Annotated in this window: 1 pseudogene; it reads right to left on the minus strand. The window is 58.6% G+C overall.

The annotated features are described in order from the left end of the window. A pseudogene (locus A1830_RS23965) lies at positions 1-210 on the minus strand (hypothetical protein); the annotation flags it as partial.

A 210-nucleotide genomic window follows, 5' to 3' on the forward strand; every position in this document is an offset into this window, starting at 1 on the left:
CTCCTGTAACAGGCGGTAACCCTGCCACAGGAAACGGGTTTCGGCTGTTCCGCGCTGGGTGGTGACGGTTTTACGGGTACGACGACCCAGGGCATCATAATGGTAGTGCGCGGTAAAACGGCCTTCCGGGCCGGTGCCTTCTGCGTGTATCAGCCGGTTTTCCGCATCATATTCGTAATGCTGTTCATACAGGCCGCTACGGCGGCTGAC

Origin of the sequence: Erwinia sp. ErVv1 (genome assembly GCF_900068895.1) — a bacterium.
GTDB lineage: Bacteria > Pseudomonadota > Gammaproteobacteria > Enterobacterales > Enterobacteriaceae > Erwinia.